Here is a 23,494-nt window from a genome sequence, read left to right as displayed (position 1 = left end):
TTAAGAGTTTAAAATGATGTAATAACTATTTAGTATTTTATTTTAAGCCCCACCTAAATATAAACCTAGATGGGGTATTACATTATCTTAACGCACTAACTCAATAGCTCTTTTCGTCAATGCCTCAGCCGTCAAACCATTAAACGCCATCAACTCACCAGCACTGGCTGTAGTTTCTCCACGTTTCCATGCAAAAGTATCGCGCTTGCTGTTGCTTCTTAACATAATTGGTTCTAGCATTGCCGCAGCACCACCAGTTATACCAATTAACGCATCACCACCAAATAAATCAGCAAATTTTGCATCATCAATAAAACCATCATCGGCTTCAGAACAAGTATCCCAAGCGACATCACTAGGACGATATAAACGACGGGGATTAATAACAGAAACTATCTTCACCCCTATACCTTCTGTTTCTAAAAATGCTGCGGCTTCAAAGACAGGAATTAATGTCATATCGCCAATAACTGCAAATACAACTTGCTTGCCGCCAGCAATTTCATGTAATACTATTGCACCATCTTCTAAGCCTTGCTGGGTTTGTTTTAAAGTTGTATGAATTGGCAAGGGTGACTTACTGGCAGTAATGACAATTCCTTTATTTTTTGTTGTCAATGCCCAGTCATAACAAGCTTGGATACTATTAGCATCAGGCGGGAATAAGGGGAAGACATTTCCATTTCGCATCATTGATGCAAAGTAAGCTTCAATTTCGGGACGTTGGTGTGTCCAACCGTTACGTCCTTGTTCTAATGCACCTGCTGTAAATAATGTAATTGTTGAGGGTGTTTGACGGCGTAATTCTGCCATTGCTTGAATGACTGTTTGCCAAACTGGTAAACCATTGATGGCAAAAGATTCGTAAGAACACCACAAAGTTCTCGCACCCATGAGTGATAAACCAACAGCTAAACCTGCACAAGCATCTTCACTTAATGGTTCATAAACTTGACCGTTTGGTGCTTGATTATATAAGTCGTCGGTGGTGGGGTGAATAATTTTTAAGGCTTGGTTGATGTTACCAATTCCTGATGCTTCGTTACCGTCGGCGTTGGTAACGAGGAAATTTTTATCTTTTTGTCCAACAAAACCAACTAATCTGCCCATTGCGGTTGTGGAAACTTTGGGTTCACCGCCAACTGCATATTCTTCTAATGGTAATTCGCCTAATTCTGGTAATGGTAATTCAAATTCTGTGACTACAGTTTTTGCAGCCGGGCCACCACCAGCGCGTTCTGCATTGGTTCTCACGATTTGCCAAGCTTCTTGTGATAAGGCGCGTGCTTGCAATGCACTGACAATGTGGGGTGCATCTAAGGTGTCTTTGGGATATAAGTTGTGAGATTTTGCACCTCTGGCGTGAACGCCTGCGCCTTTGAGTTGTTTGATAATAAATACGGTGAGTTTACCACTGAGGGCAGAACGGGCGGCTTTATCAACGGCGACTAATACGGCTTGGGTAAAGGCGAGGCGTTGCTGGAAGGAAAAGGCGGTACTATCTATGTAGTCGCCTGGTTGATTTTGGTCGTCAAATTCTTTGGCATCAACGAGAATAACTTCGGCAAAACCGTTACCTTGCCAGTAGGCTTTCATTTCATCATTGGTTTTGAGGGAAACCATACTGTGATGTTCTTGGCTGTAACCGTTCCACACCAGCACGGGTAAGAAGTTGGTGACGCTGGGATAGGCGGTGTTGAAGTGTGCCATTGAACTCATAATGTATGGTTCACCTAGTCCACCATCGCCGAGGGTGAAGGGGAAAAGTTTGTCACGGTGGAGGAGTGCAGCCGCCATTGCAAAGTGTTGCCCTTGTCCCAAAGGCCCGGCGGGTGCGAGAATACCGGGAATGTAACCGGAGAGGTGTCCTAAAAGTCCGTGTTTTTCGCGGAAGCGATCGCGCAATTGTTGTACTGTAAAAATGCCCATGTCTTCTAAAGAGCGATCCAAAAACATGGCACTATAAAATCCAGGGGCGTGGTGTCCCACTTCGGTAATAATATTTTTGTAACCCAGCATGACTAATGCTGCATACGCTTCCGCTTGGCTGGCAAACCCGCCGGGGTGTCCTGATGCTTTACTCCCAGTGATTTGCAAGGTTAGGTAACGCAAGGCATCAGCAGCAAGTAAAGTTTGATATACGGCTGTGGTATCTGTAGGAGATGCGATCGCTACTTTATCTGAATCTATCGCAGGTGTAGCACCATAAGTGGCAAAATCTGGTAAGGCTTCGCCAAAATATTGAATTCCTTCGCAAAAATTAGGAAGCGCGGCAGATGCCTTTGGTGTAATTGCTGTCATGCTGAGTACCTTATAAGGATGAAGGGAAACTGTAGATGCCCGTTGAATTTAACAGAAATTTTACATCTTTAAGGATGTGAAGAAATATCAGTGTTTCACGATGCTCAAGATAAGTTGTTTAAATAGCTAGTACAAAAAGGCAAAAGTAACAAGGCAAAAGTAAAAATAGTTATAACACAAGCCTTTTAGCAACTTCTGCTGGTCTGTTTATTTACGCCAACCTGTACTAGGCACTAGTGTGTTGACTCAACACTCAACTATTTACCCCTAATTTAAGTAAAAATAACGTTATCAATCAACTACACCTACATTTTTATGCAGTCACCAAAAATGCCCAACACGCCCACAGCTTTACAATTACTGAACTGGGTATTCCGGCCTATGCCCTACATGGAGGAGTGTACTAAACGCTATGGTGATGTTTTTGCACTCAAGTTGCAAAAAAAGATTCCTCCTATCGTATTTGTCAGTCACCCCCAAGATTTACAACAAATTCTGGCTCATGACACCAAGGAATTAGAAGCACCTGGAGATTTAAATAGTTTGTTTGAAGGCTTATTGGGTAAGCGTTCTTTAATTTCTTTGTCTGGTGAAGAACATCAACGCCAACGACAATTAATGATGCCGCCTTTGCATGGCGAAAGAATGCGCGCCTACAGCCAGATTATTAATGATATTACTACCAAAGTCATCAGCCAATATCCAGTCGGGCAACCTTTTAATATTCGCACTGTCAGCCAAGAAATTACTCTGCGTGTAATTATGCAGGCTGTATTTGGTTTAGATGAGGGACTGCGCGCCGAACAACTCCAACAAAAGTTAAAGGAAATTTTAGAAAATGGCAGTTCTGTGTGGCGTGTAGTTTTGCTATACTTCCCGGCATTACAAAAAGATTTTGGGCCGATTAAAATTTGGGGAAGACAACAAAAACTCCAACAGGAAGCCGACAAACTTATCTATGAGGAAATTCAAGCACGGCGCGAACATCCAGATTCATCACGTACAGATATTCTCAGCTTACTCATGGATGCTAGGGATACCCAAGGTCAACCAATGACTGATGTCGAGTTACGCGACGAACTGATGACTTTATTAGTCGCAGGTCACGAAACCACAGCCACAGCCATAGCTTGGGCTATGTACTGGATTCATAAGTTACCACAAGTTAAGGAACAACTGATCGCAGAACTAGATAGTTTAGGCGATAATCCCGACCCAAACACAATTTACAAGCTACCTTACCTGAGTGCTGTTTGTTCGGAAACTTTGCGAATTTACCCAGTGGGAATGCTAACTTTCCCCAGAAGAGTCAAAACACCTATTACTGTCAGTGGTTGTGAACTTCCACCTGGTACACCAGTTATCGGTTCAATTTACTTAACCCACCAACGGGAAGATATTTACCCACAACCAAAACAGTTTAGACCAGAACGCTTTTTAGAAAAACAGTTTTCACCTTTTGAATATATACCCTTTGGGGCTGGTGCAAGACGTTGTATTGGTTTAGCCTTTGCTCAATGGGAAATGAAACTAGCGATCGCTAAAATGTTAACTATACGAGACTTGGATTTAGCTGACCGCACAGAAGTTAAACCCAAACGTCGTGGTTTAGTTACCGGGCCAAATCGTCCTATTCAAATGGTGGTGAAAAGTCAGCGTCAAATCAAGTCTCGGAGTTTAGAAACTACCACCGTAGGATGAATGTAAAAAAGCAGGGTGTAAGGGTGTAAGGGTGTAGGTGAGAGGTGACAGGTTACAGAGTTAAAAGCCCTATATAGTCTAGGTTTTTTCATCTGTTGATGTCTTAAACGATGCTTCGTTTGCTATATCAAAAACCCTTACACCCAGCTTCCACAGACAAACTTTGTGCTTAATTCCTAACTACGTTTAATTAACCTGGCTGACAGTAGAAGCCGAGAAGCTACGTTTCAGCATGAACACAGCTAATACAATACCGAGAATTGCCAGGGCTGTAGTCGGGTAAAAGAAAATTGTATAGCTGCCGAAAATGTCTCTAATTCTGCCAGCCAGCAAAGTTCCGCCTAAAGCACCTGCACCGTAAGCGGTGAAAACAATACCATAATTTTTGGCATAGTCGGCTGTGGAAAACAAAATTAAGGTAGTGGTGGGGGCGATCGCTAACCAGCCGCCAAAGGAAAAGTAGAATAAAGAAAATGCCACTAAATAAGTAGCGACACTCCCCTGTCCCGCCCTTAACATCATCAGCGAAGCAATCAATACTAATGTAAAAGAAACAATTGCTCCTAATTTAGGGCTAAAACGGTCAGTAAACCAACCGAAAAACAATCTTCCTAAAGCATTAAATATTGCAAATAAAGAAACTGTGCTTGCGGCTGTGGTTGCATCAAGTTTAATAATTTCTTGGGCTAAAGGGCTAGAAATCCCAATTGCTGCCAGTCCAGAAAATGTGCCGATGGTGTAGCATAACCACAAACCGTAAAATGCTGGTGTTTGCAGTATCTGGCCAGAGGTTGTCCCAGATATATTACTTTGGCCAGAACCATGAGAATTTCCCGCCGTTGGTTGCCAATCTTGGGGAGGTGTTTTTAATACAGTTGCGATCGCTACAATAATTGCTGTAAAAGCTATACCTAGAATCACAAACGTTTGCTGAACTCCATAACTATCAATCAGTGATTTAGCCAAAGGTGCGGTAATTAACGGTGAAAGACCAAACCCAATGACAGTTAAACCGACAGCAATACCTTTTTTATCAGGAAACCATTTCGCCACAACTGTTAACGGTACACCATAAACTATACCCACACCGATACCAGCTATCACCCCGTAGGTAAAAGTCAGTATTTGAAAGTTGCTATTCAAACCAGACAAGATATAACCCAACCCCATAATCACACCACCGACTGTGGTTATCAAACGCGCACCGAAGCGGTTAATGTAAAAGCCAGTGATGGGCATCAATACAGCAAACATGATGAGCAAAATCGTAAACGGCAACAGACTTTCTGTTGCATTAATACTCAATAATTTTTCTAAAGGTTTTCTAAAAATACTCCAGGAATAAACAGTACCAAGGCAGAGTAAAATAGTTGCCCCTAAGGGAATCAGCAACCATCTGCCTTTTTCGGCTGGCATACCAAAAAGCTGCATATTTCGCATCTACCTTCTGAAATTATTTTTTCATTAGTATCTCACTTTTTGGTGAGAAAATACCTCACAAGAATCAGACTTTAGTTAGATTAATTTACCTTTTACAGATAAAAATTTCTGGATTGGGCAAGGTAAATGACTAGTTTTTTTCCCACTTAAAAGCGATAAATACCTGACCTTTTTCCGTCCTGAAGTATTTTGTAGGTAGTGAATTTTCCCGATTGTCTATTGGTGGCGATCTCCATCAAGTATTTCAGCTAAAATTTTGCCCAAGCTACACATTCGTATCAAATAAAAGTAATACTTGCAACTACCTAACTTTTCTCTTGCAAGATATATACCATGTTATAGATTCGCCAAGAGATATTAAAGTCTAAAGTGACTAATAATAGTAGATGAAAAAAATATGTATTCATGTCTGATCAACAAAGCCTAGACAAACAAATTATCTCTCAAGTCGCTGAACAAAGTATAGCTAATCAGCTAGAAACAGCAGAAAAAATTGATATTTATGTAGAAACAGATATCTTAAAAATAGTTCAAGGTCAAGTAGATGGCTTGACCTTGACTGGACAAGGATTAGTCACTAAACAAAATATCCGTCTTCAAGAAATCAAGCTACAAACAGATAGTATTGATATTAATCCTTTAAAAGCAATATTCGGACAGATTCATCTGAATAAATCAGTAGATTTAGTAGCCCGTATCACCCTCACAGAAGCTGATATTAACAATGCACTTAAATCTAAATTTTCTCATGACTTAGTAGAAAAATTTCAGATAACTGTAGAGGATAAAATTGTAAATTTCACTTTACAACAAATGCAAGTACGTCTACATAGTACTGGTCAAATTGAAATAGAAGGAACATACCAGATAAAAGAAAATAACCAGAAGCATCTACTAGGATTTAATGCTACAATTCTTCCCCGGACTCAATCTAGCCCTATCATCTTTGAAAAATTTACCTGTACTCAAGGAGGAGGTATTTCTCTTGACTTAATGGTGGCTTTAATGCAGAGATTTCAAGAACTATCCAGATTACCTTATTTCCAATTAGAAGACATGAAAATAAGCATAAAAAACATGGAATTGCAACAAAAAAAAGTAATATTTTTCATTGAAGCAAAAGTTAATCAAATACCTGAGTCTGTTACAGAATTAATGGATTAAAGTATGAAAATTAGCAATTCCCAATATTGCCATTTGACCTAACACTTTGTAATATTATCAAGCCTCTCAATTCTAAAATTAAACTTATGCAAGAGTATGATGTTGTAATTATCGGTGCTGGACATAACGGACTAGTTTGTGCAGCATATTTACTTAAAGCAGGTTACAGTGTCCTGTTATTAGAAAAGCGTTCTGTTCCTGGGGGTGCAGCCACAACCGAAGAATGTTTACCCAAAGAAGCACCAGGATTTAAATTTAATCTTTGTGCGATTGATCACGAATTTATCCATCTAGGCCCAGTAGTTGAAGAATTAGAATTAAAAAAATATGGCTTAGAATATCTAGAATGCGATCCCGTTGTTTTCTGCCCCCATCCTGATGGAAAATATTTCTTAGCACATAAATCACTTGAAAAAACCTGTGCGGAAATTGCCCGTTATAGTGAACGTGATGCCAAAAAATATGCAGAATTTACTGAATATTGGCAACGCGCATTAGGCGCAATGATTCCGATGTTTAATGCACCACCAAAATCAATCATAGATATTATTGGGAACTACGACATCACCAAACTTAAAGATTTATTTTCAGTGATTGGTTCACCAAATAAAACACTAGATTTTATTCGCACCATGCTAACCAGTGCTGAAGATTTACTCAATGAGTGGTTTGATTCCGAATTTTTAAAAGCACCACTAGCAAGATTAGCCGCAGAATTAGGTGCGCCTCCATCACAAAAAACCATTGCTATTGGTGCAATTATGATGGCAATGCGTCATAACCCAGGGATGGCGAGACCGCGTGGTGGAACAGGTGCATTAGTCAAAGCTTTGGTGAATTTAGTTACTAGTAAAGCCGGCGTAATTCTTACAGACCAGCACGTTGAAAAAGTATTAATTGATAATGGTAAAGCTGTTGGTGTGCGTGTTGCTGGGAATAAAGAATATCGAGCAAAATACGGTGTAATTTCTAATATTGATGCCAAACGGTTGTTTTTACAAATGACCGATAAAAGCGATGTTGATGCAGCCGATCCTGATTTGTGGGAAAGATTAGAACGCCGCATTGTCAACAACAACGAGACTATCCTCAAAATAGATTTAGCTTTAGACGAACCGCTGCGCTTTCCTTTCCATGCGCACAAAGATGAGTATCTCGCGGGTTCCATCTTAATTGCAGATTCTGTCTCTCATGTAGAACAGGCTCATAGTAAGTGTACCCTAGGAGAAATCCCTGATGCTGATCCGTCAATGTACGTAGTTATGCCGAGTTTCCTTGACCCCACATTAGCACCACCGGGTAAACATACTGTCTGGATTGAATTTTTCGCGCCCTATCAAATCGCCGGCGCAGAAGGTACAGGTTTAAGAGGGACTGGTTGGACTGATGAATTAAAAAATCAGGTCGCTGACAAAGTAGTGGACAAGTTAGCGACTTACGCACCTAACGTTAAAACAGCAACTATCGCCCGCAGGGTCGAAAGTCCGGCTGAATTGGGTGAAAGATTAGGCGCATATAAAGGCAATTACTACCATGTTGATATGAGTCTAGATCAGATGGTCTTTTTCCGCCCCTTGCCAGAAATCGCCAACTACAAAACCCCCATTGATAATTTATTCTTGACTGGTGCGGGAACTCATCCAGGTGGTTCAATTTCTGGTATGCCAGGGCGCAATTGCGCGCGGGTATTTTTACAGTCTAAGCATCCGATTACGCAAACTTTGAAGGATGCTAGGGATTCGATTAAATCAACTGTCGAATCTGTGTTTGGGATTATTTAACAAAAGTTTCGCGCAAAGACGCAAAGGCGCGTAATAGTTTTTAGCGTCTTTGCGTTAATTAAATTTATTTATTGTGCTTTACACAATACCTGTCGCATTTTCCGCATATTCGTAGGTAGTTCAAAATTCATGGCTTGTTGAATAAAAATTGATGGGATCGGAATGTTGGGTGTGGCTTGCACGTTATAAGCCAGCAATGTACCGTTACCAAAGTCTTTTAGGTCTACGCAGGCGGTAAAGTCGTTAAATGTGCCTCTTTCCATCCGGAAGTGGATTTGTTGTCCCAAAACTTCGACAACGTTGAGGTAAATTTCCACTTGGGCGGTGAAAAATAAAAAGGCTTTTTGGGCTGCTTGGTATAAACGCTTAACTTCGCCTCTTTGCAAAACTTCGCTTCTGGTGATGTCAGGAAAATATTGCACCCAACGAGGATAATCTGTGAGTTGTTGCCATACCTGCGATCGCATCATTGGCACATACATCCATGCAGTAACCGCACCACCACAGGCTGTGTGCGATCGCGTTTCTAATATAATTTCGCCCTGCATCAGCAATCTTTGCTTGTCATCGCTCCAAGCCATATCTAAACCTGCAATAATTGGTTCTGAAACATAAGACGCAGCCATACTACTTCACTCACTCCTCTGATTTCCACACTTCCCACTCAAGTTGAACCCCAGAATTTTAGATCAACTCTCTAAAATTTTAGTTCCACATCCTCACTTCAACTTTCCGGAAGTTAGGCAATTTCTGGTTATTTTAAGTAAAATTACTGAAAAATTTGTATTTCTCAATACATTTAATTAAATTTCCTTCAGGCAGCTGCAAAAATAGCACTCACTTTAATATAGAAGTATCGTAGATTTTAATTTTATAGCTAAATTAAATGAGCCAATCGTCTTTAAATCGCCGACTAACACAGTTATTTGGAATTCTCCTTGGTATTGGCATTGCTATTTGGGTTCTTAGAGGTTTTGGGATTTTGACTTTTTTACCAGGAGGAATTATTTGGTTATTTTTCTTAGGTGCGATCGCTATTGCTATTTTCAGTTACGCTCAAAGAACTTGGTGGCGTTTTTGACAAAAACATAAGTGCCTTTAGAGGATTTATGCTTTTAACCTCTAAAGGCATTTATGGCTAATCAATACCACCAATAGGTAGCCTTAATTACAATATCCGAGTTGTTGATAAGTCTGACTGCTACCAGAAGGTTTAGAGGAACATAACGTGTTCAGTAAAGAACCAATATTGCCTGCTCCATAGGTGCCATAACTGCTATTTGGGTACTGTGTATTCTGGGCAAATTGAGATGAGTAATTATCTTTAGGGTTATTGGGATCGGCAGTTCCCCAAGAGGTAACACCCACAACTACATTACTTAAAGATGAATTGCCTGCATTTGCTCCGCCCGAAAAAACGGGGTTTTGATATCCAAAATTAGCTATCCAAGCACCGCCGCTAGCTCCACCTGTTAAATTGCTACCCTGATAAATCTGTTTAGCACCACTAACTGTCGTTAAATAGCTTGGGCCGTCAGTTCTTTGCAGAATTGAACCAGAATCTAGTAACCCTGGATAACCAGTGGTGGTAAGAGCTGCAACCGATAAATTGCCTGTGCGACTAGAGCTAACAAACGAATAATTATTCCAACCGTAAGCCAAATATCCGGTGATGTCTCCAATAAACTGACCTTGGGAATTTTTATTCAACAGAATTACAGCTAAATCATTATTTCTAGCTGCGCCACTCCCAGTATCGGTTCCGTTTGCCCAAGAAGAAGGCCTGACTAATATTCTCCAAGACCAACTTCCGTAGGGAGCAGAACCATAATAATAAGCTGGTGTAAAGGTGAAATTTGTATACAGATTAGAGCCAGAGCCAAAATCCTGGACGCAGTGTGCAGCTGTGACAATTACACTTCTGCGAATTAAGGTAGCAGAACAATGCCCAGCATTAAATGAGAGCCTTCCCATTGTGCTGTAGGGATAAGTAGCACTGAGGTAAGCATTAGAACTGGAACTTACGGCTGAAGTTGGTAAATGGGAAACTCGTTTAGAAGTGTAAGGTACTCCAAAAGAACCAAAAGCTCTAGGTACACTAAAATTAGCTATCGGATCGTTAGAAACCGTGTCATCCTCAGGGTTGTCAGGTATTGCTCCTTTTGTCCCTGCCCCTGGTACTAGTGAACTCCGCGCTGCTCCTGTTTCTGGCGCAAGATTAGGGAGAAATAGACTTGGTAAAGGATTTTTAAAAGCTCGAGAATTCTTTATCTGCTCGTCACTCAGCCTAGCTTGTGATTTGTTAACAATGACAACATCACGGTTTTGGGCAAAAACAGGTAGTGGTAATACTGCTAGTGAGGCTGCTAAAACAGGGATGTTAAGAGCGAGAACGTAAAACTTGTGCATAAAAATGAATTCACTCTTGTAGTAGATATATTTAATATCGTTATTGTGTTAATTTTTATGTGAAGCTAAGATAAAGTTAATGTAAAAATAAAATAAAGTTTAGTGGAAAGTACTGAGTTAAAAAGATTAAAGCCACTCAAAAAAGTTCAAAAAATTTTTGAATTAAAGTAAAGATAAGTATTTAGAACAAGTAATATTTCTGGTTGAGAACAAAATCAGGCACAAGCTAGTACAACAAGGCAAAAGGAAAAAGAAAGAATCGTGATACCACAAGCCTTTTAGCAATTTCTGATGGTCTGTTGATTTACGCCAACTTGTACTATAATTTTTTCTGATATAATTTATAGCCGCACACAGCAGATAGCTAAAAATAAATTTCGTCAGTTTGCAGAATAAAAATCAAAACTTCCTAAATTTGAATTTCTCTTTCTTCAGTATTATTTAACACGGTGAAGCACGATGGAAACATATCTCTGCACTATTTGTGGTTACGAGTACGATCCAGAAGTAGGCGATCCGGATGGAGGAATTGACCCAGGAACGGCATTTGAAGATATTCCCGAAGATTGGGTGTGTCCTGTATGTGGTGCGACTAAAGACCAATTTGAACCAGCAGATGTATAACGTTAGAGAGGGGAGTAAGCAGCGAAAATATCCAACTCCGCACTCAGCAATTTTAATTGCAGCAAGTATGAGGGTAATTAGCGGGGATCTTAAATCCGAATGAGATGGCTTGCCGCTTGGGCTACTAAACCTAGATGAAACCTCTTGCCATCTGCCTTCCTCACCAAAATAGTGCTGAGTGCTGAGTAAAAAAAGTAATCATTGCACTGACTACACTCATGTCTGAAGCCCCTGCTTTTAAGCATGGAAAAACAAAAAAAGATTTATTTCGAGATGCGTAGCACAAGAAATAATGCGTCCTTACTTCAATCCCCTAGATTTATCTATGGGGTTACTCAGCACTCAGCACTCAGCACTCAGCACTCCTGAAGAAGCGAGATAATACGAATGACCATTGACAAAAGAGACTTTTGAAAATTGCAACCGTTAAAAATTATTGTGATTGGAGGTGGGGCTGCGGGATTTTTTGGTGCGATCGCTTGTGCTAATGCCAACCCTCACGCTCAGGTTATTTTAATCGAAGCCAGTCGTCAACCACTCGCCAAAGTCCGCATTTCTGGTGGTGGACGCTGTAATGTAACTCATGCTTGTTTTGAAGCAGCAGGCTTAATACCCAATTACCCCAGAGGTGGAAAGGCTTTGCGGGGTGCTTTCAGCCGCTTTCAAGCCAAAGATACCGTATCTTGGTTTGCTAACCAGGGAGTTCCACTCAAAAAAGAAGCTGATGGCCGGATGTTTCCTGTAACAGACAGTTCGGAAACTATCGTCGAATGTTTGATGAATGCAGCCACCGACAATGGTGTAGAACTGCGGATTGGGACACCCGTTGTCTCTGTTACAAAACTCAGCACTCAGTTTGAGATTAATTTAAAATCAGGTGAAACTTTAAAGTGCGATCGCCTGCTATTAGCCACAGGCAGTAATCCCATAGGCTATAAAATAGCTCAAGAATTTGGTCATCAAATTGAACCGCCAGTTCCCTCATTGTTCACGTTCAATATTGCCGATTCAAATTTGCGCGCCTTAAGTGGTGTTAGCGTTAATCCTGTGCGCTTGCGGCTGTCAATTCCCGAAAAACCTGTTTTAGAACAAACAGGGCCTTTGTTAATTACCCATTGGGGTGTGAGTGGCCCGGCAGTATTGAAGCTTTCGGCTTGGGGTGCGAGGATACTGCATGACAACCGCTATCAAGCTACTTTAGTGATTAACTGGCTACCTGACTTGACCCAAGAACAGGTACGCGAAAGAATTTTAGCCGTGAAAAACGAGTGGGGCAAAAAAGCGATCGCCTTACATCGTGGAGTTGATTTACCTCATCGCCTTTGGCAATACCTGATTAACCGTATCAGTATAAATACTGACCTTCGATGGGCCGAAATATCCAACAAAAGCCTCAATCAACTAGTACAAGAAATTTCTCAGGGAAAATACTTAGTTAGTGGCAAAGGAGCGTTCAAAGAAGAATTTGTCACCTGTGGTGGTGTGAGTCTCCAAGAAGTCAACTTTAAGACAATGGAAAGTAAGTTAATTCCCGGTCTTTACTTTGCCGGAGAAGTTTTAGATATTGATGGAATTACTGGTGGATTTAACTTCCAGAGTGCTTGGACAACAGCTTATTTAGCAGGTTCAGCAATAGCAAAAAATTAATAAAAATTTCAGTATTCCTGAGAGGAACATTGTGAATACTGAAATCTTTTTTCTACTAGCATTTTAGAGTAATATTACCTCAGTACAAATTCCTGTCTTGGCATTAATTAATACCTATTTTCGGGCATTTATCTCATTGTCACTCCATATTTTTAACAGCCACTTTAGAGTAAGCGATTTTTCACGGCTGTAATAATTTTTAAAGGGTGTATGCCAAACTATCAATCTACTCTGTCTGAAATTACATTGCAGGGCAGTCAGTATATGCTGCATGGCTTTCCTGTACTAGGAATGCCAGATGTCAAACGTGCTGTTAAATACTTCAGTCTCAATCCATTTCTCCCAGATGCCCAAAACCGTTGTCCGGTCGAATGTGCTTATTGTGTCTGCCATCAAGACCGTGATTGGCATCATCATCCAGAAAATTTTGAGCATAGTTTTACTCCAGCCGACCTGCTGGACAGTTTATTAGACCGCATTTTTGCCACCCCAGAAGGACAAAAAGGCTTTCCCATATCCCTATGTGACTATTCTGATCCCTTCATTGGGGCGCATCGGGAACGTGTACTGTCAATCCTCAACGCTTTGATTGACCGTCAAGCCGCCAATATGGTTTATATAACCACTAAAGTCCACCCTGGTAAGGCATTTCTCGAACGACTCCAAGCGACATTAGCAAAGCCAAACTCACTGCGCGTGACGGTATTTGTCAGTCTCCCACCTTTAAAACCAGGCTATGAACAAGCCTCAATTCCCGGAAGAGTAAAACTGCTACAAGATTTAGTTGACCTTGGCATTCCCTGTTGTTGGTATCTCCGTCCTTTAGTAGAAGAGTGGTTTGATGAAGCTTTAATGTGGCAATTAACACGCACACTGCTGCCTTATGTTGCCCACCACGTAATATTGTCTGGGATTGTCATGTCTGAAGAAATTGAAGAGAGTCTATTGCAAAAAGAATTAATTGTGCCCCAATGGGATCGTACACAACCAGGTCGCAAACAACTTTTATCAGCCAAGTTTGAATCTAAGTTACGTTCTATTCTCAGCACGGTTGCTAGTGAACAAAATATTGCCCTTGGCCCAGTTATGGGACATCGACTATGTGGGACAAACGGCAATCATGCTTATGGTTGTTTGATTTGCGCTAAACAAAATCGTTATTGCCAGTTATTTCAGTTACATCACTATGGTGAAACAATTAGTGCTGAAGATAATCAACGGTTAAAAATACTATTACGGGAGAATTTACAAAACAGAACGCCATCACCAGAAGAATGTCTGTAACAGGGCTGGGGGAACAGGGAACAATCTAAATATTGCCTTTTTATTTCCTGTTCCCTTCCTTGAGAGACTGCTAAACTACCTGCAAGCAAGAACATAAAGAGGGACAATAATCTTGCTTTGATGCGTTTTAAATTAATCCAACAATGAAATTCAGCGAAATCATCCGCCAATTTGGGGACATCACCACTAACCACAGTCTGACAAGCAACCCAGACCAAGATGTAGAAATTACCGGGGTAGCTGCTGTGGATGAAGCTACAACTGGAACAATTAGCTATATAGAAACCAGTAAATTTGCATCTTTGATTGCGAGTACAGCTGCTAGTGCTTTAATTTTGCCGGATGAGGCAAAATTTAAGTCTCAAGCAGAGGCACGAGGTATTGCTTGGGTAAGTACCCGCGAACCAAAATTATTGTTTGCCAAAGTTCTGACTCTGTTTTATCAACCTTACCGTCCAAATCCAGAAATTCATCCGACGGCGGTAATTCATCCTACTGCCACGATTGGCAGTGATGTTTACATCGGCCCCCATGTAGTGGTGCAAGAAAGAGTGGAAATTGGTAATGATGCGGTGATTCATCCCAATGTTGTGATTTATCCCGATGTAAAAATTGGCGATCGCACTACGTTACACGCTAACTGTACAATTCACGAACGCAGCCAAATTGGCGCAAATTGCGTAATTCACAGTGGTACGGTTATCGGTGCAGAAGGTTTCGGTTTTGTGCCTACCCGCACTGGTTGGTTCAAAATGGAGCAATCAGGCTACACAGTCTTAGAAGATGGGGTAGAAATTGGTTGTAATAGTGCAGTTGACCGTCCCGCCGTGGGGGAAACTCGAATTGGCCGCAACACGATAATTGATAATTTGGTGCAAATTGCTCATGGCTGCCAAATTGGGGCTGGCTGTGCCATCGCAGGTCAAGCAGGGATGGCTGGCGGTGTGAAAGTCGGCAATCGGGTAATTTTAGCTGGACAAACAGGCATTGCTAATCAAGTCAAAATCGGTGATGGGGCAATTGCTTCTGCACAATCTGGCATTCATAACGATGTTGCACCAGGAGAGATAGTTTCGGGAACTCCTGCCGTTTCTCACAAGTTATACTTGAAAGTCTCTGCTATTTACAGTCGCCTCCCGGATATGTATCAATCATTCAAACAATTGCAACGTCACTTAGGGCAGAAATAAACTCTTAAATCAGTGAATATAGGACTCATCTTTGATTTGGGAAAAAAAATCCGTACCCCCAAAAATCACTCTTTCCTACTCCCCATTTCCCACTCCTCACTCTCAGGCTACGCAAATAATTTCAATCATCCAACCGGATTCCTATAGTAAACTTGACTTTTTTCTGGGAAGCCCTACGTTTAGGTAGGGTTTTCCTGACTGAATTAAGATTAATTTTGTCTGATTAACTACGGAAAATTAGTTAGAATCAACTCAGGTAAGTGATGGTAAAGCAAAGCTAAAATGCTTTGAAGTTTCTACGAAAGTAGACGTTAACGATTTATCCCTTAAACAATATTTACCTAACTGAAATATATCTAAACAAAGCTCTCGCTACCTATGTTTTTGATGGTAGCGAGAGCGTATTTTTTATGAGCAATTTGCCAATTATAGCCCTAATTTTTCTAACACTGGTTTTGTCGAAACAATATGTCTTTCTAATCCTAATTCTTTCGGACTAATTCCTAGTGCTAAAGCAATCAACTGTGGTAAATGCAGTACAGGCAAGCCTAACTTCTGTCCAATTACTTTTTCTACCTCTGGTTGACGAGAATCTAAATTTAAATGGCAAAGAGGACAAGGAGTCACTAAACAATCAGCGCCATTTGCTATGGCTTCTTGAATGTGAATTCCTGCCATTTTAAAAGATTCATTAGTGGCGTAACTTGCCAACGGCCAACCACAACATTGCGTGCGACCACGATAATAAATTGGTGTTGCACCCACAGCCCGAAACACATTTTCCATTGCTTCTGGTTGGAAAGGATCATCTAATAGCATGGTTTTTTGCCCACGCAGTAGATAGCAACCGTAAAAAGCCGCACATTTTAAATTGGTTAACTTGCGGGTGACGCGCTGGCTAATTTCCTCTAAGCCATAATCTTTGACCAAAGCATAAAGCAAATGTGTTACTTCTGTACTGCCTTGATAAGGCGAACAACCTTCTTTTTTGAGTAAGCCATTTACTTGGTCAACGTAAGTGGGATTGCTATTTTGGCAATCTTTTAGGCGTTCATTAACATGACCAATGACACCTTGACAGGTACTACAATGAGTGAGTAGTGGAAGATTTAAGGACTCTGCTAAAGCAATATTTCTGGCGTTAACAGTATCTTCCAACAATTGAGAATCTTCTTTAAACGTGCCGGAGCCACAGCAAGCAGCTTTTTTGAGTTCAATCAATTCAATCCCTAAAGCTTGCGTGAGGGCTTGGGTAGATTGATACAGTTCTCGACAAGCCCCTTGGGCAACGCAACCTGGAAAATAAGCGTATTTCAGCGTTTGAGTAATCATAAAAATAAAAGGGACTAGGGGTTAGAGACTAGAGGCTAGTCTAGTTGCTGAACACTCAGCATTCAGCACTCACTACTTAGAACTAGGAATTTATTTGGACATTAGTCAAAAAAATAGTAACAATTAATAAGTAGAAGCATTTATACAGTGTAGGCGATCGCCAAAATTGTCATACTACCTTATCTAACCCTGGGGGGCTAGGGAAAAAGTTTTCGAGAAGAAAATACTTCGGTAGTATACGGGCGATCGCGCTTTCCGATAAGATGTATATGCTCAAAACCATGTCACTCATCAAGAGCGGCTAATAGCAACTGGTCAAGGAATTTTATTTTATGAGCCAAGCGGAAACTTTTGAAAAGGTCAAGAAAACTGTCGCCGATCAACTCAGTGTGGATGAGGAAAAAATTACGCCAAAATCCAATTTTATCGATGATTTGGGTGCTGATTCCCTGGATCTAGTGGAACTAGTTATGGCTTTTGAAGAAGAATTCGAGATCGAAATTCCTGATGAAGCCGCTGAGAAAATTTTGACAGTCCAAGATGCGGTTGATTACATTAACAATCAAGTTGCCGCATCAGCTTAAGAAAGTGCTGAGTGCTGAGTAGTTAGTGCTGAGTAGCCAAGAATTTTTTTGCGAATCTTTTTCACTTTCAGCACTCAGCAACGCCACTGAGGAAGTCGGGGAACCCGACGACAGTAGCCTCAAGTCAGGAAACCATGCGTGGCTGGTTCTCCTGGGGGCAAACCCCAAGACCAGACTGCCGACGCTCCTACGTCGCTCTCAGCGAAGCCATACCGTCAGGCTTGACGCTGTGATAATACTATGGCTCTGTCTCGTCAACGCACTAGCTCCTCAGCACTCAGCACTCTAATTTGCAGCTTTCTCGCTACCTTTAACTGAGTCATGACAGATTTTATACGTAAACGCGTTGTGGTCACTGGTGTTGGCGCGATTACACCTATTGGCAACACACCAGCAGAATATTGGGAAGGATTGATCAGTGGACGCAATGGCATTGATTACATCACACATTTTGATGCGTCCAGCCACGATTGCCGCATTGCTGGTGAAGTAAAAAACTTCGATCCACATGAGTATCTAGAGCGCAAAGAAGCCAAGCGCATGGATCGGTTTTCGCAATTCGGGGTTGCAGCCGCAAAACAAGCACTGGCTGATGCGAACTTGGTGATTAATGAGCTAAATGCCGAACAAATAGGGGTAATTATTGGTTCTGGAGTTGGTGGCATTAAGGTATTAGAAGACCAGCAAATAGTCTACCTGAACCGTGGGCCTGATCGCTGTAGTCCCTTTATGATTCCGATGATGATTGCCAATATGGCAGCCGGACTCACAGCAATCCATACAGGTGCTAAAGGGCCTAATAACTGTACTGTTACCGCTTGCGCCGCAGGTTCCAATGCCATCGGCGATGCTTTTCGCCTCATCCAAGGAGGCTACGCCCAAGCCATGATTTGCGGTGGCTGTGAAGCAGCAATTACACCCTTATCTGTAGCTGGGTTTGCCGCTTGTAAAGCCCTGTCTTTTCGCAATGACGATCCGACTCATGCTTGCCGTCCCTTTGACCGCGATCGCGATGGATTTGTCATGGGTGAAGGTGGGGGAATCTTAATCTTAGAAGAGCTACAACACGCCCTAAGTCGCGGTGCGCGGATTTATGCCGAAATCGTTGGCTATGGCATGACCTGTGATGCTTACCACATTACCTCTCCCGTCCCTGGTGGTGAAGGTGCAGCTAGAGCGATTCAATTAGCACTCAAGGATGGAGAAGTTACGCCAGAACAAGTAACCTACATCAATGCTCATGGTACTAGTACCCCAGCTAACGACTCTAACGAAACTTCAGCAATTAAAAAAGCATTGGGCGACCATGCTTATAAAATAGCAGTTAGCTCTACTAAGTCAATGACAGGTCATTTGTTAGGTGGTTCTGGTGGTATTGAAGCAGTAGCCACAGTACTAGCGATCGCCAACAGTCAAATTCCTCCGACAATTAATCTCGAAAATCCTGATGCTGAGTGTGATTTAGATTATGTTCCACACACCAGCCGCACCCAAAACATCGCAGTGGCCCTTTCTAACTCCTTCGGCTTTGGTGGACATAACGTCACCTTAGCCTTTAAAAAGTACCAATAAAAGTGCTGAGTGCTGAGTCAAATCTCTAGTCCCTAGCCTTTTTCTTTCTTTCCAGCCCAGTAGTGAAAGTTGATTACCTTGGGACTAATTTTTATTGGTTATGCTGAAATCAGCCACACAAAAGTATCATAGATATCATTCCCAGCTGAACCTAGGGTTCAGCATAACCAAATTCTCAGCTTGATTAATTACCAAAAACTCAGAAAATCTCGCTTGTCCATAGACAATCGAGAATGGGATGATGAGAATACTGTAGGGGAATCCCAGTCAGTAATAAGTTATCAGTAATTCAGTTATAAGCAATAGTAAATTCTATCTTGATAACTGTGAACTGTGAACTGTTAACTGTAAAAAAACCCCGGTAAATGAAAAAGAAGCTCGAAGAGTGCTAACCCGTCGTTAAAAACAATCTTATTATGGCTGTTGCAACCCAATCCCTCGAAGAACTTTGTATTAACTCAATCCGCTTCTTGGCTGTTGATGCTATAGAAAAGGCAAAATCGGGACACCCAGGGCTGCCGATGGGCGCTGCTCCAATGGCTTTTGTGCTATGGGATCGTTTCATCCGGCATAACCCGAAAAATCCTAAGTGGTTCAACCGCGATCGTTTTATTTTGTCTGCTGGTCATGGTTCAATGTTGCAGTATGCTCTGCTTTACCTGACAGGCTACGACAGTGTAAGCATCGAAGATATCAAACAATTCCGTCAATGGGAATCGAAAACTCCCGGACACCCAGAAAACTTCATGACTCCTGGAGTTGAAGTTACCACCGGGCCTTTAGGACAAGGAATTGCCAATGGCGTTGGTATAGCCATAGCAGAAGCCCATCTTGCAGCTAAGTTCAACAAACCCGATGCCAAGATTGTTGACCATTATACCTATGTCATTCTCGGTGATGGTTGCAACATGGAAGGCGTTTCTGGCGAAGCAGCCTCCCTTGCTGGACACTTGGGATTAGGTAAACTCATCGCTCTCTACGACGACAACCACATCTCTATTGATGGCTCTACAGATGTAGCATTCACTGAAGATGTTTCTAAGCGTTTTGAAGCTTATGGCTGGCACGTTCTTCACGTCGAAGATGGCAACACCGATTTAGACGCAATCCACAAAGCGATTGAAGCAGCTAAAGCTGTCACCGACAAACCATCCTTAATTAAGGTGACAACTACCATTGGTTACGGTTCACCCAATAAGGCTAACACTGCTGGTATTCACGGTGCAGCTTTGGGTGGAGATGAAGTCAAATTAACCCGCGAAAACTTAAATTGGGAACACGAACCATTCGTAGTTCCTCAAGATGCTCTGAACCATACCCGCAAAGCAGTAGAACGCGGTGCAGGCTACGAAGCTGATTGGAACAAGGCATTTGCTGACTATACAGCTAAGTATCCTCAAGAAGCAGCTGAGTTTGAGCGTTACCTCAGTGGCAAACTAGCTGATGGTTGGGATCAGGTACTACCTACCTACACTCCAGAAGACAAAGGCGTTCCCACCCGGAAGCACTCAGAAACCTGCCTCAACAAATTAGCAGCAGTTTTACCAGAACTGATTGGTGGTTCTGCTGACTTAACCCACTCCAACCTCACCGAAATTAAAGGTAAAGGCGACTTCCAAAAAGGACAATACCAAAACCCCAACATCCACTTTGGTGTACGCGAACACGCAATGGGCGCAATTTGTAATGGTATTGCCCTGCATAGTTCCGGCTTAATTCCTTACGGTGCGACCTTCTTAATCTTCACCGACTATATGCGGGCAGCTATCCGCCTATCTGCCTTGTCTCAAGCTGGGGTAATTTGGGTAATGACCCACGACTCCATCGGTCAAGGTGAAGACGGCCCCACCCACCAACCAATCGAAACCTTGGCTTCATTGCGCGCGATTCCTAACTTAACCGTGATTCGCCCCGCCGACGGTAACGAAACCTCTGGTGCTTATAAAGTAGCAATTGAAAGAGCTAAGAACAATAATCCAACTTTATTAGCTTTCACCCGTCAAAATGTCCCCAACTTGGCAGGTACATCAATTGAGAATGTGGCGAAGGGGGGATACACTGTTGTCGATTCTGACGGTACACCAGATTTAATCATCATTGGTACTGGTTCAGAATTGAGCCTTGCTGTCACCGCCGCCGAGAAACTCACAGCTGAAGGTAAGAAAGTACGTGTAGTTTCCTTACCTGCTTGGGATTTATTTGAAGCACAAGACACAGCTTACAAAGAATCAGTTCTACCGAAAGCTGTCACCAAGCGTTTAGCTGTAGAAGCAGCTTCTAGCTTCGGCTGGCACAAGTACATTGGTACTGAAGGCGATACTGTCACCATTGACCGCTTTGGTGCTTCTGCGCCTGGTGGCGTTTGTTTAGAGAAATTTGGCTTTAGCGTTGATAACGTATTAGCTAAGGCTAAACAATTGTTGGGCTAATAACAACAGCATCTTATTTTAAGATTCTTGCAAGGTGGGCTTTCCGTCCCACCTTTTTTTACGTTGATACAAATGGGTCGCAGGGAGATAGGATTAAAAACATCAGGATTTTCGGGAAATGGTATTAAAAGAAAAATGGGAAGCAATTTGATTACTTCCCAGTCTTCTGTGCGTCATTTGTAGTTATTCTTTAGTATTCAGGAACGGAAGGATCAACTTCTCGACTCCAAGCGGTGATACCGCCTTTGACGTTTGTACCCGTAATACCTGCATCTTTGAGGATGTTGAGGGCTTTGGCAGAACGTCCGCCCATCTTACAATGAGCAATCAAACGATGACCGTTGAGTAATTCCTTGACTTTGGCTACGCCATCACCATTTTCGATGTCTGGTAACGGGATTAAAACCGCACCAGGAATCTTGGCAATGTCGTATTCGTGAGGGTTACGCACATCCAACAAGACAAAATCTTTAGCACCACTATCTAGCAATGCTTTTAACTCTGTCACGGTCATTTCTGCAATTTCTTGCTGCTGTTTTGCTTCTTCTGCTTTAGCTTGGGGAATACCGCAGAATTGTTCGTAGTCTATCAGCTTTTCAATGACTGGGCGAATGGGGTTGGGACGCAGTTTCAACTCCCGGAATTTCATGTCTAAGGCATTGTACAGCAACAGTCGTCCACTTAAAGTGTTGCCGTTGCCGAGGATGATTTTGACAGTTTCCGTTGCTTGGATGACACCAATAATTCCTGGCAAAATCCCTAATACGCCACCTTCTGCACAGGAAGGAACCATCCCTGGTGGTGGTGGTTCTGGGTATAAGTCGCGGTAGTTGGGGCCGCCTTCGTAGTTAAATACGGTTGCTTGGCCTTCAAAGCGGAAAATTGAACCGTAGACGTTGGGCTTGTTCAGCAACACACAAGCATCGTTGACTAGATATCTGGTGGGGAAGTTATCAGTCCCATCTACGACGATATCGTAAGGTCTAATAATATCGAGGGCGTTTTCGGAACTCAAACGAGTTTCGTATAAATCTACCTGACAATGGGGGTTAATTTCGTGAATGCGGTTTTTTGCGGATTCAATTTTGGGTTTACCTACCCAAGAAGTACCATGAATCACTTGACGTTGCAGGTTAGAAGTATCAACAACATCAAAATCCACAATACCAATGCGTCCAATACCTGCTGCCGCTAGATATAACAGCAGTGGCGCACCTAAACCGCCTGTACCAATACACAATACACTGGCGGCTTTTAAGCGTTTTTGTCCGTCTACCCCGACTTCTGGCAAAATCAGGTGGCGGGAGTAACGTTCGTAGTCGTCTTTAGTCAGCTGGATTTCTTCCAGGTTGGGATTTAACATAGCAGTTTTGCTGTTGACGAACGGATCATTAATCCTATCGAAAAATGATGTCTTTATTTAACTTAAGTAGCTAAGTTTATGGTATCGATTGTCTCTGGTTGAAACTGATGATGGTCATCAAGACTCCAACTTAGGAGTTCACCTGCTTTACCATTTTGAACGGAAACTATTATATACGAGTATTCTGGCCAAGCATACTGGCGATCGCATTCGGAAGGGATAGCAGGGTTATCAGGATGGGAATGATAAATTCCAATTATGTTTAATGATTTATCCCGTGCTGCTTTTTGGATTTGTAACATATCTTGGGGTGCGATCGCATATCTGCTTTTTTCGCTGTATTGAGTTGCGTTATTGGCAAAGTTCTCGGACTCCGCACGCCACGCATTTTCTGTAGGAATAATTTCTACAACTGTTTTGGTGTGATTATCTAGATAGCCCAGAATGATTCCGCAGCATTCGTTCGGGTAGGTGCTTTGGGCGTGGCTGCGAATGATTTGGATATGTTCTGGGAGGATATTTATAACTGCTGTATTCAAAAATTCCGACTCGGCTTTTCAATCAAAGATATTAATTGCTTTATTTCACTATATTGCTAATTAAATATAATTTAGGAGTCAGGAGTCAAAATTAAGTATAAATTTTGTATGCAGTGGCGGATGAATTAAGTGGG

Annotated in this window: 18 protein-coding genes; 11 read left to right on the top strand and 7 right to left on the bottom strand. The window is 42.0% G+C overall.

Annotated elements, in window-relative coordinates; genetic code table 11:
* Positions 1-87 precede the first annotated feature (87 nt).
* Entirely contained in the window at positions 88-2,301 is a 2,214-nt protein-coding gene (locus H6G69_RS03225; protein WP_190681505.1) for a phosphoketolase, read from the bottom strand.
* A 315-nt stretch (positions 2,302-2,616) separates the two neighbouring features.
* Here H6G69_RS03225 and H6G69_RS03220 point away from each other — a divergent pair, with 315 nt between their 5' ends.
* Entirely contained in the window at positions 2,617-4,002 is a 1,386-nt protein-coding gene (locus tag H6G69_RS03220; protein WP_190681502.1) for a cytochrome P450, read from the top strand.
* Positions 4,003-4,188: 186 nt separating this feature from the next.
* Here H6G69_RS03220 and H6G69_RS03215 read toward each other — a convergent pair whose 3' ends face one another.
* Complete coding sequence (locus H6G69_RS03215; protein ID WP_242071961.1) at positions 4,189-5,433, bottom strand: OFA family MFS transporter; 1,245 nt, start codon at positions 5,431-5,433, stop codon at positions 4,189-4,191.
* Between the two features lie 414 nt (positions 5,434-5,847).
* Between H6G69_RS03215 and H6G69_RS03210 the strand changes: the two genes are divergently transcribed.
* Complete coding sequence (locus tag H6G69_RS03210; protein ID WP_190681496.1) at positions 5,848-6,606, top strand: DUF2993 domain-containing protein; 759 nt, start codon at positions 5,848-5,850, stop codon at positions 6,604-6,606.
* An 86-nt stretch (positions 6,607-6,692) separates the two neighbouring features.
* The gene (crtO, locus tag H6G69_RS03205) at positions 6,693-8,387 is read left to right on the top strand and encodes a beta-carotene ketolase CrtO (RefSeq protein ID WP_190681493.1); all 1,695 of its coding nucleotides are present in this window, start codon (positions 6,693-6,695) and stop codon (positions 8,385-8,387) included.
* Between the two features lie 68 nt (positions 8,388-8,455).
* Here the strand turns inward: crtO and H6G69_RS03200 are convergent, their stop codons facing one another.
* Positions 8,456-9,013, bottom strand: a complete 558-nt coding sequence (locus H6G69_RS03200) for an SRPBCC family protein (protein ID WP_190681491.1) — start codon at positions 9,011-9,013, stop codon at positions 8,456-8,458.
* 260 nt (positions 9,014-9,273) lie between these two features.
* On the opposite strand from H6G69_RS03200, the gene H6G69_RS03195 reads away from it, so the two are divergent.
* The gene (locus H6G69_RS03195; RefSeq protein ID WP_190681489.1) at positions 9,274-9,468 is read left to right on the top strand and encodes a hypothetical protein; all 195 of its coding nucleotides are present in this window, start codon (positions 9,274-9,276) and stop codon (positions 9,466-9,468) included.
* Between the two features lie 83 nt (positions 9,469-9,551).
* On the opposite strand, the gene H6G69_RS03190 is transcribed toward H6G69_RS03195, so the two are convergent.
* The gene (locus H6G69_RS03190) at positions 9,552-10,796 is read right to left on the bottom strand and encodes a serine protease (RefSeq protein WP_190681487.1); all 1,245 of its coding nucleotides are present in this window, start codon (positions 10,794-10,796) and stop codon (positions 9,552-9,554) included.
* Positions 10,797-11,255: 459 nt separating this feature from the next.
* Here H6G69_RS03190 and rd point away from each other — a divergent pair, with 459 nt between their 5' ends.
* The 4 genes from rd (at position 11,256) to lpxD (ending at position 15,541) form a co-directional block, all read left to right on the top strand.
* Complete coding sequence (gene rd / locus H6G69_RS03185; RefSeq protein ID WP_190681486.1) at positions 11,256-11,420, top strand: rubredoxin; 165 nt, start codon at positions 11,256-11,258, stop codon at positions 11,418-11,420.
* Positions 11,421-11,837: 417 nt separating this feature from the next.
* A complete protein-coding gene (locus tag H6G69_RS03180; RefSeq protein WP_190681485.1) occupies positions 11,838-13,067 on the top strand; it encodes an NAD(P)/FAD-dependent oxidoreductase in 1,230 nt (409 codons plus the stop codon).
* A 210-nt stretch (positions 13,068-13,277) separates the two neighbouring features.
* Positions 13,278-14,351 (top strand): hypothetical protein, encoded by a 1,074-nt coding sequence (locus tag H6G69_RS03175; protein ID WP_190681484.1) that lies wholly within the window; start codon positions 13,278-13,280, stop codon positions 14,349-14,351.
* Positions 14,352-14,494: 143 nt separating this feature from the next.
* Positions 14,495-15,541 carry a UDP-3-O-(3-hydroxymyristoyl)glucosamine N-acyltransferase gene (gene lpxD, locus H6G69_RS03170; protein ID WP_190681483.1) on the top strand — a complete coding sequence of 349 codons (1,047 nt, stop codon included), beginning with the start codon at positions 14,495-14,497 and terminating at the stop codon, positions 15,539-15,541.
* Positions 15,542-15,967: 426 nt separating this feature from the next.
* Here lpxD and H6G69_RS03165 read toward each other — a convergent pair whose 3' ends face one another.
* A complete protein-coding gene (locus tag H6G69_RS03165) occupies positions 15,968-16,873 on the bottom strand; it encodes a CoB--CoM heterodisulfide reductase iron-sulfur subunit B family protein (RefSeq protein ID WP_190681482.1) in 906 nt (301 codons plus the stop codon).
* Positions 16,874-17,205: 332 nt separating this feature from the next.
* Between H6G69_RS03165 and H6G69_RS03160 the strand changes: the two genes are divergently transcribed.
* The 3 genes from H6G69_RS03160 to tkt all read left to right on the top strand — a co-directional run bounded on the left by H6G69_RS03160 (position 17,206) and on the right by tkt (position 21,458).
* A complete protein-coding gene (locus H6G69_RS03160; protein WP_190681481.1) occupies positions 17,206-17,457 on the top strand; it encodes an acyl carrier protein in 252 nt (83 codons plus the stop codon).
* 321 nt (positions 17,458-17,778) lie between these two features.
* Positions 17,779-19,029 carry a beta-ketoacyl-ACP synthase II gene (fabF, locus tag H6G69_RS03155; RefSeq protein ID WP_190681480.1) on the top strand — a complete coding sequence of 417 codons (1,251 nt, stop codon included), beginning with the start codon at positions 17,779-17,781 and terminating at the stop codon, positions 19,027-19,029.
* A gap of 416 nt (positions 19,030-19,445) precedes the next feature.
* Complete coding sequence (gene tkt / locus H6G69_RS03150; RefSeq protein ID WP_190681479.1) at positions 19,446-21,458, top strand: transketolase; 2,013 nt, start codon at positions 19,446-19,448, stop codon at positions 21,456-21,458.
* Between the two features lie 190 nt (positions 21,459-21,648).
* Here the strand turns inward: tkt and moeB are convergent, their stop codons facing one another.
* Together moeB and H6G69_RS03140 are read right to left on the bottom strand one after the other, a co-directional pair.
* Entirely contained in the window at positions 21,649-22,821 is a 1,173-nt protein-coding gene (moeB, locus tag H6G69_RS03145) for a molybdopterin-synthase adenylyltransferase MoeB (RefSeq protein WP_190681477.1), read from the bottom strand.
* Between the two features lie 62 nt (positions 22,822-22,883).
* Entirely contained in the window at positions 22,884-23,360 is a 477-nt protein-coding gene (locus H6G69_RS03140; RefSeq protein ID WP_190681475.1) for a Mov34/MPN/PAD-1 family protein, read from the bottom strand.
* Positions 23,361-23,494: the final 134 nt, after the last annotated feature.

The organism is Nostoc sp. FACHB-110 (assembly GCF_014697425.1).
Lineage (GTDB): Bacteria > Cyanobacteriota > Cyanobacteriia > Cyanobacteriales > Nostocaceae > Nostoc_B.
The sequence above is the reverse complement of the archived record's forward strand: the minus strand, read 5'-3'. Positions and strand labels throughout refer to the sequence as shown.